Origin of the sequence: Streptomyces triticagri (assembly GCF_003429565.1) — a bacterium.
Taxonomy (GTDB): domain Bacteria; phylum Actinomycetota; class Actinomycetes; order Streptomycetales; family Streptomycetaceae; genus Streptomyces; species Streptomyces triticagri.
On sequence record NZ_QUAK01000199.1, the window covers coordinates 1 to 11,137 of the forward strand.

6 protein-coding genes and 1 pseudogene are annotated in these 11,137 nt (G+C 69.8%); 3 read left to right on the forward strand and 4 right to left on the reverse strand.

Annotated elements, in window-relative coordinates:
- Positions 1–87: 87 nt before the first annotated feature.
- Positions 88–3,075, reverse strand: coding sequence for an excinuclease ABC subunit UvrA (gene uvrA / locus DY218_RS27620; protein WP_128558872.1), 2,988 nt, complete (start codon positions 3,073–3,075; stop codon positions 88–90).
- A gap of 190 nt (positions 3,076–3,265) precedes the next feature.
- Here uvrA and DY218_RS27625 point away from each other — a divergent pair, with 190 nt between their 5' ends.
- The 3 genes from DY218_RS27625 to DY218_RS27635 all read left to right on the forward strand — a co-directional run bounded on the left by DY218_RS27625 (position 3,266) and on the right by DY218_RS27635 (position 5,770).
- Positions 3,266–3,952 carry a maleylpyruvate isomerase family mycothiol-dependent enzyme gene (locus DY218_RS27625; protein ID WP_128558873.1) on the forward strand — a complete coding sequence of 229 codons (687 nt, stop codon included), beginning with the start codon at positions 3,266–3,268 and terminating at the stop codon, positions 3,950–3,952.
- Between the two features lie 48 nt (positions 3,953–4,000).
- Positions 4,001–4,657, forward strand: coding sequence for an MBL fold metallo-hydrolase (locus DY218_RS27630; RefSeq protein WP_128558874.1), 657 nt, complete (start codon positions 4,001–4,003; stop codon positions 4,655–4,657).
- Positions 4,658–4,720: 63 nt separating this feature from the next.
- Positions 4,721–5,770 carry a S66 family peptidase gene (locus DY218_RS27635; RefSeq protein ID WP_128558875.1) on the forward strand — a complete coding sequence of 350 codons (1,050 nt, stop codon included), beginning with the start codon at positions 4,721–4,723 and terminating at the stop codon, positions 5,768–5,770.
- A gap of 80 nt (positions 5,771–5,850) precedes the next feature.
- Here the strand turns inward: DY218_RS27635 and DY218_RS27640 are convergent, their stop codons facing one another.
- The 3 genes and pseudogenes from DY218_RS27640 to DY218_RS27650 all read right to left on the reverse strand — a co-directional run.
- Positions 5,851–8,283, reverse strand: coding sequence for an RICIN domain-containing protein (locus DY218_RS27640; protein WP_128558876.1), 2,433 nt, complete (start codon positions 8,281–8,283; stop codon positions 5,851–5,853).
- Positions 8,284–8,535: 252 nt separating this feature from the next.
- Positions 8,536–9,546: a TerC/Alx family metal homeostasis membrane protein gene (locus tag DY218_RS27645; protein WP_128558877.1), complete on the reverse strand. Its 1,011-nt coding sequence runs from the start codon at positions 9,544–9,546 to the stop codon at positions 8,536–8,538.
- Between the two features lie 271 nt (positions 9,547–9,817).
- Positions 9,818–11,137 (reverse strand): annotated as a pseudogene (locus tag DY218_RS27650) (TerD family protein); the annotation flags it as partial.

The following is an 11,137-nucleotide window of genomic DNA, read 5'->3' on the forward strand; positions in this document are numbered from 1 at the left end:
TGCGCCGACGGACGCCGGGCGGGCCCGATGCACGGGGTCCCGCCCGGCGTCCGTCGCCGTACTCCGTTCCGGAAGGGCTGTCCGCCGTCAGCCCTTCCGCTTCTTCGCCGCAGCGGCCTTCTTGGCGGGGGCCGCGGTCTTCTTCGCGGAAGTCTTCGTCCCGGCGGCCTTCTTCGCGGCGGAGGTCTTCTTGGCCGGAGCACGCCGTGGCGCCGCCGCCCCCTCGCCCATGCGGTCCGGCGTGATGATCTCGCGCAGGAACTTGCCGGTGTGGCTGGCAGGGGTCCCGGCCACCTGCTCCGGGGTGCCCTCGGCGATCACGAGGCCACCGCCGATGCCGCCCTCGGGGCCCATGTCGACGACCCAGTCGGCCGTCTTGATCACGTCGAGGTTGTGCTCGATGACGATCACCGTGTTGCCCTTGTCGACGAGTCCGGACAGCACGCCGATGAGCTTGCTGATGTCCTCGAAGTGCAGTCCGGTGGTCGGCTCGTCCAGGACGTAGACCGTGCGTCCCGTGGAGCGCTTCTGGAGCTCGCTCGCGAGCTTGACGCGCTGGGCCTCACCGCCGGAGAGCGTCGGCGCTGGCTGGCCGAGCCGTACGTATCCGAGCCCGACCTCGTTGAGCGTACGGAGGTGGCGGGAGATGGTCGGGACGGCCTCGAAGAAGTCGAGGGCCTCCTCGATGGGCATGTCCAGGACCTCGGCGATGGACTTGCCCTTGTAGTGCACCTCGAGCGTCTCGCGGTTGTACCGCGCTCCGTGGCAGACCTCGCACGGGACGTAGACGTCCGGCAGGAAGTTCATCTCGATCTTGATGGTGCCGTCGCCGGAGCAGTTCTCGCAGCGGCCGCCCTTCACGTTGAACGAGAAGCGGCCCGGCAGATAGCCGCGGACCTTCGCCTCGGTGGTCTCCGCGAAGAGCTTGCGGACGTTGTCGAACACCCCTGTGTACGTCGCCGGGTTGGACCGCGGGGTGCGGCCGATCGGCGACTGGTCGACGTGCACGACCTTGTCGACGAGGTCGTCGCCGTCCACGCGCGTGTGGCGGCCCGGCACATTGCGGGCGCCGTTCAACTCGCGGGCCAGGTGCGTGTACAGGATGTCGTTGACCAGGGTCGACTTGCCGGAGCCGGAGACTCCGGTGACCGCCGTGAGGACACCGAGCGGGAAGGCCACATCGATGTCCCGGAGGTTGTTCTCCCGGGCGCCGTGCACGGTGAGCTGCCGGGTCGGGTCGACCGGGCGCCGGATCTGCGGCACGTCGATCGCGCGCTTGCCGGCCAGGTACTGGCCGGTGATCGACTCGGGGGTGGCGAGCAGCTCCTTCAACGGGCCGCTGTGCACCACCTTGCCGCCGTGCTCACCGGCGCCCGGGCCGATGTCGACGATCCAGTCGGCGACCTTGATGGTGTCCTCGTCGTGCTCGACGACGATCAGCGTGTTCCCCATGTCCCGCAGGCGGACCAGGGTTTCGATCAGCCGGTGGTTGTCCCGCTGGTGCAGGCCGATGGACGGCTCGTCGAGCACGTACAGGACACCCACAAGGCCGGAGCCGATCTGGGTGGCCAGGCGGATGCGCTGGGCCTCGCCGCCGGAGAGGGTGCCCGCGGCGCGGTTCAGGGAGAGGTAGTCCAGGCCGACGTCGACCAGGAAGCGCAGGCGCTCGTTGACCTCCTTGAGGACGCGCTCGGCGATCTTCTTGTCGCGGGCGTTGAGCCTGAGCTTGGCGAGGAACTCGGCGCACTCGCTGATCGACATCGCCGAGACCTCGGCGATGGACTTCTCCATCACGGTGACGGCGAGCACGATCGGCTTCAGGCGGGTGCCCTCACAGGTGGGGCAGGGCACCTCGCGCATGTACCCCTCGAAGCGCTCCCGGCTGGCGTCGCTCTCCGCCTCCGAGTGCCGGCGCTTCACGAACGGGACGGCGCCCTCGAAGGGCGTGGTGTAGACCCGCTCCCTGCCGTACCTGTTGCGGTAGCGGACCTCGATCTGGGTGCGGTGGCCGTGCAGCAGGGCCTTGCGGGCACGCTGCGGCAGGGCGCCGAAGGGAGTGTCGGTACGGAAGCTGAGGGCGTCCGCGAGCGCGCCGGTGAGCCGGCCGAAGTACTCCTTGGTGTGGCCGTGCGACCACGGGTGGATCGCGCCCTCGTCGAGCGACTTCTCCTCGTCGGGGACGATCAGTTCCGGGTCGACCTCCATACGGGTGCCGATGCCGGTGCAGTCGGGGCAGGCGCCGAAGGGCGAGTTGAACGAGAAGGAGCGCGGCTCCAGTTCCTCGAACGACAGGTCGTCGTACGGGCAGTAGAGGTGCTCCGAGTACATCCGCTCGCGCTCGGGGTCGTCCTCGGGCAGGTCGACGAAGTCGAGCACGACCATGCCGCCGGAGAGCCCGAGTGCGGTCTCCACGGAGTCGGTGAGCCGGCGCTTGGCGGTGTCCTTGACGGTGAGGCGGTCGACGACCACCTCGATGGTGTGCTTCTCCTGCTTCTTGAGCGTCGGCGGCTCGCTGAGCTGGACGGTGACGCCGTCCACGCGCGCGCGGCTGTAGCCCTTGGTCTGCAGGTCGTTGAAGAGGTCGACGAACTCGCCCTTGCGCTCCCGCACCAGCGGCGACAGGACCTGGAAGCGACTGCCCTCGGGCAGCTTCAGGACCTTGTCGACGATCGCCTGCGGGGACTGGCGCGAGATGGGGCGGCCGCACTCGGGGCAGTGCGGCTTGCCGATGCGGGCGAACAGCAGCCGCAGGTAGTCGTAGACCTCGGTGATGGTGCCCACCGTCGAGCGCGGATTGCGCGAAGTGGACTTCTGGTCGATGGACACCGCGGGCGACAGGCCCTCGATGAAGTCCACATCGGGCTTGTCCATCTGCCCCAGGAACTGACGGGCGTACGACGACAGCGACTCGACGTACCGGCGCTGGCCCTCGGCGAAGATCGTGTCGAAGGCGAGCGAGGACTTCCCCGAGCCGGAGAGGCCCGTGAAGACGATGAGCGAGTCACGCGGGAGATCGAGCGAGACATTCCTGAGGTTGTGCTCGCGCGCGCCACGGACGATGAGACGGTCGGCCACGCCGGTCCGCACCTTTCTTGAGAGAAGCGGGGGCGAGGCCCCCTCCCGACAGACTATTGGGGGTGCCGCCTCAGCAAGGGACTACTGACTTCGAATTGATTCCATCAGCGAGCCTATAGCACGTGCATTCGATTTGCGGGCGCGGTCCACCGCCTTCACCCGATCGTGTGGCCGGACTATCGTCGTCGCCATGAGCGATCATGTGCACGACCTGGCCCTTGTACGTGAAGCGACCGAGCGACTGCTCACCGCAGCAGCCAAGACGGACGAAGCGGGAGTCACCGGCTCCTCCCGACTGCCCGGCTGGACCCGCGGTCACGTCCTCACCCACCTCGCCCGCAACGGGGACGCCCTTGTCAACGTGCTGAGCGGACGGCCGATGTACGCGAGCGCCGAGGCCCGCGACAGCGACATCGAGCAGGGCGCGGACCGGCCGCTCGCCGAGCAGCTGGACGACGTGCGCGAGACCGCGGCCCGCTTCCAGGATGCCGCAACGGGATACCCGGACTGGACCCGAATCGTGGAACTGCGCGGCGGCGTAACGGACACCGCGTCCCGCATCCCCTTCCGGCGCCTCGTCGAGGTGGAGCTGCACCACGTCGACCTCGGCATCGGCTACGAGCTCGAGGACCTGCCGGCCGAGTTCACCGAGCGCGAGATCGACTTCCTGGCCGACCGCTTCGCGGGCAACGCCGCGGTCCCTCGCATCCAGATCACCGCAAGCGGCGTCGGCCAGTGGTCGACGGGCCGCCCGGACGGCGACGCGGTCTCCGTGATCGGCCCCGCGCCGGACGTGCTCGGCTGGCTGGCGGGCCGCCGCGAGGGCGCGGGCCTCGAGTGCGACGGCCCACTGCTGCCCGTACTGCCGTCTCTGTAGGCTGCCTCCGTCTCTGTAGGCCGCCGGCCGTCTCGGTAGGCTGCCGCCATGACGTACAGCGGAGCGGTGAAGGTCGGCGGAGCGGCGGACGTCCACGAGCTGGCGGACCTGATGATCTCGAAGGTCGCGGTCGGGCCGATGAACAACAACGCCTATCTGCTGCGCTGTCGGGCCACCGGCGAACAGCTGCTCGTCGACGCGGCGAACGAGGCGGAGACCCTGCTGAGCCTGATCGGCGACGACGGCATCGCCTCGGTGGTCACCACGCACCGGCACGGTGACCACTGGGAGGCGCTGCGCGCCGTGGTGGACGCGACCGGCGCGCGCACGTACGCGGGGCGCCACGACGCCGAGGGCATCCCGGTGGCGACGGATGTGCTCGTGGACGACGGGGACACGGTCACGGTCGGCCGGGTCACCCTCACCGCACGGCATCTGGTCGGGCACACGCCGGGCTCCATCGCCCTGATCTACGACGACCCGCACGGGCACCCGCACGTCTTCACCGGCGACTGCCTCTTCCCGGGCGGGGTGGGCAACACCTGGGGCGACCCCGAGGCCTTCGCCCGGCTCCTCGGCGACGTCGAGACCAAGCTCTTCGACACACTGCCGGACGAGACCTGGGTCTACCCGGGCCACGGCAACGACACCTCGCTCGGCGCGGAACGGCCGCATCTCGCGGAGTGGCGCGAGCGCGGCTGGTAGCGACCGCCCACCAGCGGTTTATTGACGGGCGTACGGCCGGGGCGCGGCCGTACGCTGCGCCGCATGGCACCCCTGCGACCCGTGTACCCACCCAAGCCCGTCCCCGGCGACCGGATCGCCGTCGTCTCGCCCTCCGGCGGCCTCTGCGAGCTGTTCCCCGCCCCCTACGACCTCGGCCTCCAGCGGCTGCGCACGGACTTCGGCCTGGAACCGGTCGAGTATCCGACGACGCGCAGGCTCCGCAGCACGCCGCAGGAGCGCGTCGACGACCTGCATGCGGCCTTCGGCGATCCGGACGTCAAGGCGGTGATCGCGAGTATCGGCGGCGACGACCAGATCACCGTACTGCCGTACCTCGACCGGGACTTGATCCGCTCGAACCCGAAGCCGTTCTTCGGGTACAGCGACAACACCAACCTGCTCGCGTACCTGTGGGCCACCGGCATCGTGGGGTTCCACGGCAGCAGTGTGATGGTCGAGCTGGGGCGCCCGGGCGCGATGGACCCGGTCACCGAACGCTCGCTGCGGGCCGCGCTCTTCGAGCCCGGTCCGTACGAACTGCGGCCCGCCGAGCGCTACCGCGATGTCGAACGCCCCTGGGACGATCCGGCGACCTTCGAGGCCGAGCCGGAGACCTGGCCGGCGGGCGGCTGGATCTGGCACCGTCCCGGGAGGGTCGTGGAAGGGCCGTCCTGGGGTGGCAGTTTGGAGATCGTCTCCTGGTTGCTGATGGCGGATCGGGAGATCGGTGACGACTCCAGGTACGACGGGTGTGTGCTGCTGCTCGAGACCTCGGAGGAACTGCCGCCCGCCGAGGCCGTCTTCCGGATCCTGCGGTGCATGGGCGAGCGGGGGCTGCTCAGGCGCTTCCCGGCCCTGTTGATGGGCCGTGCCAAGGCCTGGTCCCTGCAGGTGCACAACGACGCCGCGCAGAAGGCGCGTTACGCGCGCGAACAGCGGGAGGCGGTGCTGCGGGCGCTCGAGACATACGCCCCGGAGACGATGGCGGTCTTCGACGTGGACCTCGGCCACACGGACCCGCAGCAGGTGATCCCGTACGGCGGCACGGTACGGGTGGACGGTCCGGGGCGGCGGATCACGGTCACGTACTGAGGCACTACGCGCGCGTGGAGGGCGTTTTTGCCCCCCCCGTTCTCGTCCTCCACGCGCGCGTGGTCCGGTCGTCAGAACGTTCAGACGAGCTTCCAGAGATGGTCGTCCGTGCCGTTGTCCTCGTACTGGACGACCTGGGCGCTGTTCTCCGTCGACATGTCGTCCACGCCGAGGACCTTCTCGCTGTGCCGGTTGCGGATGCGGTACCAGCCGTCGCCGCTGTCCACGAGCTGCCACAGGTGAGCGGCGGCGCCGTCGTCCGTGGCCTGCACGGCGGGCGCGCTGTTCTCCGTCGATGCGCCGTCCACGGCGAGCACCTTGCCGCTGTAGCCGTTGCGGATCAGGTACCAGCCGTCGCCCTGGTCGACCAGCTGCCAGGCGTGGTCGGAGGTCCCGGAGTCGTCGAACTGCACCACCCGGCCGCCGTCGTCGAGCGACATCCCGTCGACCGCAAGCACCTTGTCGCTGTGCCGGTTGAAGATCCGGTGGTACGGCGGCTCCGGCGTCCAGCGGCGGCCGTCGGGCGTCGCCGTCGGGAAGACCGTCAGACGCAGGCGGGCCGCCCCCATCGGGACCAGCGTCACGCGCTCCTCCTCGCCGCCTCGCGCCGGCGACTCCTGCAGCGGGGCGACCACCTGCTCGTCGTCGGCCCGCCACTCCTCGATCCGGCGGGCCCTGGCCGTGATCGTCACCGGTGCTCCGTCGTGCGTGAACGGATCGTCCTCGACCGGCCCGGGACGCTCGCTGACCTGCAGCCCCTTCAACGGATCGGGATCGAGGCCGTAGTTCCACGGCGTGCCCGCGTGGACAGCCAGCTCCGGGAAGGCGTCCGTACCGCCGATGCGCTCGTACTCCTCGCCGATGCGCAACGAGTACGTCAACGGCCCCCGATCGATGGTGACCGCACCGTCCTGTGCCTCCCAGGTGCGGACCGTGACGCGCTGCGGCAGCCGTACGGTGACACGGTCGCCGTCCCTCCAGTTGCGCTCGACCCGGACGAATCGCGGGCCTGCACCGGCCTCGACCTGCTGCCCGCCGACCGTGATCTGCGGGTCGTCGCACCAGCCGGGCACGCGCAACAGCAGCGGGAAGGCGACCTCTCGGGGCGTCTGCACGGTCAGCGTGACGGTGTCCTTGAAGGGATAGTCGGTCTCCTCCGTGACCGTGATCTCGGTGTCGTCCGCGCCGACCTTCGCGCGCACTTCGCAGGGCGCGTACATCGCAGCCGCGAGCCCGTGGTCGGGGGTGGCGAGCCAGAGCTCCTCGGTGAAGTACGGCCAGCCCATTCCGTAGTTGTGCGGGCAGCAGCGGTATTGGCGTACACCCGGTTTGAAGGCCTGCATGGCGAAGCCGTTCTGGAACTGGCCCTGGGTCTTGACCGCGTCGTCGAGGTCCACGCTGTTGGCGCTGGTGATGTAGTGCAGCCCGCGCCCCTGCGGATCCGTGGCCGCCGCAAGGAGATTGAAGGCCAGGTCCTCGCAGCGGTCGGCCCATACCGGGTCGCCGGTGATACGGGTGAGCAGTTCGTGGCTGGCCATGAACTCGACGGTGCCGCAGGTCTCGAAGCCCTGGCGCGGGTCGTCGAAGCCGGGGCGGGAGTTCTCGTCCCCCGCGAACCCTCCGCCGGGGAACTGCCCGTAACGGCCCATGATGGTCTCGTAGTTGCGGTACGTGGCCCGGGTCAGGCCGGTGCCGCCGGCCCGCAGGGCGTACTGGGCCGGCTCGCGGAATCCCTGGGCGACATTGACGTTGTGCAGATCGGGGAAGTTGTCGACCCAGTCGGCGCCGTACTCATGCATTTTGTCGGTGAGTTCGAGCAGGAAGGCCTCGCCGGTCCTGCCGTACAGCCAGAAGGCGATGTCGATGCCGTCGCCCCAGCGCTTGGACACCCAGCTGGAGTCGAAGGCGCTCGGGCCCTGTTCGCTCATGAAGCGCAGGAAGTCGAGGACGAGCGGCACGATCCGCTCGTCCCCGGTGAACTCCTCGTGGCTGCGCAGCGCTTGCAGCAGTGGCAGGTACGGCCAGAAGTCGGGGCCGTCGTTCAGGGCGGTGCGCAGTCGTGTCGGGCCGAAGAAGCCGTCGTCCTGCCGGGTCTCGATGATCGCGTCGATCCAGCGGCGGGCGGCGGTCTGCGCGTCGGCGTCCCCGGTGAGCGCGGCGAGGTCCACATAGCCGCGCAGCCAGTACGTGAGCTCCTCCCAGCCGTCGTTGTCGGGGTGCACCCAGCCGGAGGAGTCGAAGTCGAGGTAGTCCGAGATCTCGGCGTACCGGCCGAAGAGACCCTTGAGCAGGAGGTCCAGCTGTCCGGAGAGCCAGCCCTTGGGCGTGATGCTGCCGAGGGGCAGTTTGCCGAAGGCCGTGGGGGCCAGGGCCTTCGGTGCCGCGGCCCGCGCCGACTGTGCGGGGAGGGCGCGGGATTGGGCGGCGGCCGGCGGGCCGAGCGAGGTGAGCAGGGTGGTGCTGCCGACGGCGAGCGCGCCGGTGTTCAGGAAGCGGCGGCGGTCGAGGGTCACGAGGCGCTCCTTCGCGGTGCGGGATCAGCGGTGCGGGATCAGGGGCACTGACGCCTGTATAACGTTGGAAAATCGCTCGCTGCGCATGACAGCACGACCGGCACCCGCTGTCCAGGTCCATGACAAACCTCCATCACAGACCTCCCCGGCAAACCCCGCGACCGACCGGCCCGGACGCACGACGGCCCGCCCGCACCGAAGTGCGGACGGGCCGTGCGCCGCGACCGGCAGCGCCCCGACGGGGCGGGAAGGTCAGCTCTCGCCGGAGCCCTTGCCGGAGTCCGAGGACTTGGTAAGCGCTTCGGCGGATCGCTCCGCCTCGGCCTGCTTCCTGGAGGCCCTCAGGCTGGTGATCGTCGTGACGATCAGGACGGCGCAGATGACTCCGAGGGAGACCGGGATCGAGATCTCCGGGACATGCACTCCGCTCTCGTGCAGCGCGTGCAGGACCAGCTTGACGCCGATGAAGCCCAGGATGATCGACAGCCCGTAACTGAGGTGCACCAGCTTCTTGAGCAGTCCGCCGATGAGGAAGTACAGCTGCCGCAGCCCCATCAGCGCGAAGGCGTTCGCCGTGAACACGATGTACGGGTCCTGGGTCAGGCCGAAGATCGCCGGGATCGAGTCGAGTGCGAAGAGGACGTCGGTGGTGCCGATCGCCAGCATCACGACCAGCATCGGGGTCATGACCCGCTTGCCGTTCTGCTCGATCCACAGCTTGGTGCCGTGGTACCGGTCGGCCACGCCGAAGCGCTTCTCGGCCGCCTTGAGCAGCCGGTTCTCCTCGTACTCCTCGTCCTCCTCCTCGGCCCTGGCCTCCTGGATCAGCTTCCAGGCGGTGTAGATCAGGAACGCGCCGAAGATGTAGAACACCCAGGAGAAGCTCGCGATGATCGCGGCGCCCGCGGCGATGAAGCCGGCCCTGAGCACCAGGGCGATCAGCACACCCACCAGGAGCACCCGCTGCTGGTACTGGGACGGCACCGCGAACTTGCCCATGATCAGGACGAAGACGAAGAGGTTGTCCACGCTCAGCGACTTCTCGGTGATGAAGCCGGCGAAGAACTCACCGGACGACTGCGCACTCCCGAAGAGCAGCAGGCCGAGGCCGAACAGCGCGGCAAGGACGATCCAGACGATCGTCCAGATCCCGGCTTCCTTGATCGATACGTCGTGGGGCTTGCGCCCGATGAAGAAATCCACCGAGATCAGGGCGCACAGGCCCACGATCGTGAGGATCCACATGGTCAGAGAAACATCCACTGCGCCTCCGGCAGTACGTAACGGCACACATGTCAGCGTCGTCGCTGCCGGAGGTCTCTTCCACCCGAGCGCCGGGCGCGATGAGGCACGCACGCCGCTCGTAGGGCCGACGCCCCGGGATCTGGCCTGATCCGTATTGACGGGAACGCCGCAGCAGGGAGTACTCCCCTCCGCACCCAGAACAGTACGGGAATCACCAAGGAAAGGTAAAGCGTGAGGTAAAGCACACACAAAATGCGCAGGTCAGGGGCGCCTGGGGTGCTTGCCGACCTCAGCGCCGCCAGGCGCGCTTGGCCTCCGCCACCTGTATCAGTACGTCGGTGAGCACCTGACTGCCGGCCGGCGGCAGGGAGGGCTCGTACGTCCACGCGTGACCGATCCACGGGTCGGCGAGGTGGTCGTCGGCCACCGGCGTCAGACGAAGCAGCGAGCGCCACAGCGGGTCGAGCACCGGGCCGTACTCGGCGGCGTCCTCCCGGTCGGCGACCATCAGCAGGTGGACGCCGACGGCCGGTCCTTCGTCGGCGAGATATCTGAGCTGGGTCACCGCCCGGTCGTCGAATCCGTGCGGGAAGTCGTGCACGATCAGGAGCTGCTCGGCGGTGTCGAGATCCGGCGGCAGCGAGTCCGCCGCGCCTCCGCGGATCGCCATCTGGACCAGGTCGACGCGCTGGGTGAGCGCGGCGAGCACCTGGGAGACGCCGGCCGCACCGGCCGCCGGCGGCGAGGTGAGCACACCGGACCGCACCAGCGGGTCGAGCGCGGCGGAGGCCGAACCCGCCGGGTCGATGACATGGACCGTGAAGTCGCCGGGCGGGTAGACCGCGAGCAGCCGCGCCGCGTGCGCGACCGCGGTGTCCATCGCGCGGCGGCGCAGCTCTCCGCTGTCCAGGAAGGTGGCACCGGCGGAACCGGAGCGTCCGCTGTCGATCCACAGGCCGCGCTCGAGCGGCAGCCTGACCAGCATCGGGATGCGCAGATCGGGGCTCTCGGGCAGGTGGAGGTCGCCGAGGCGCAGGGCCATCGGGGTCTCCATCGGGACGCGGTAGCCGTGCCACACCGGGTTGGCCCAGGCGGCGAAGGCCGGCGGCAGGGCCGGCTCCACGACGTCCGCCTCGGCGGACAGGTGCGCGAGGTCGCGGTCGAGGGACTGGCGGGCCTGGTCGACGAGCTCGGTGTGCTTGGCGCGGGCCGCCTCACGGGCCGCTTCGCCCTGGCCGCCGATCCGGTTGCGCGGGTCGGACAGGGCGCGGTCGATCTCCTGCTCCATCCGGGACTCGGCGAAGTCCGCGGCGCTGCGGTAGGCGGCGGTGGTACGGGCCAGATCCTCGAACATGCCCCAGACCTGGTTGTACAGCCGCTCCTCCATCGACCAGCCGGTCGCATCGCCGGCCACGGGCTGGGCGGGCTCGCCCGGCCTGGGCTGCGGTGCGGCCGGCGGGGGTGTGGGCGGTGCCGAGGTGCGCCGGTTGGGATGGGTGTAGTTGATCGGGCCGCCGGTGGGCGCGGCCTGCTGCCCGGTGTCCTGGCCGGGCCGGCCGGTGTCCGGGTCGGGCATGGGCCGGGTCGGCTCGCCGCCGGCCGGGCGGCC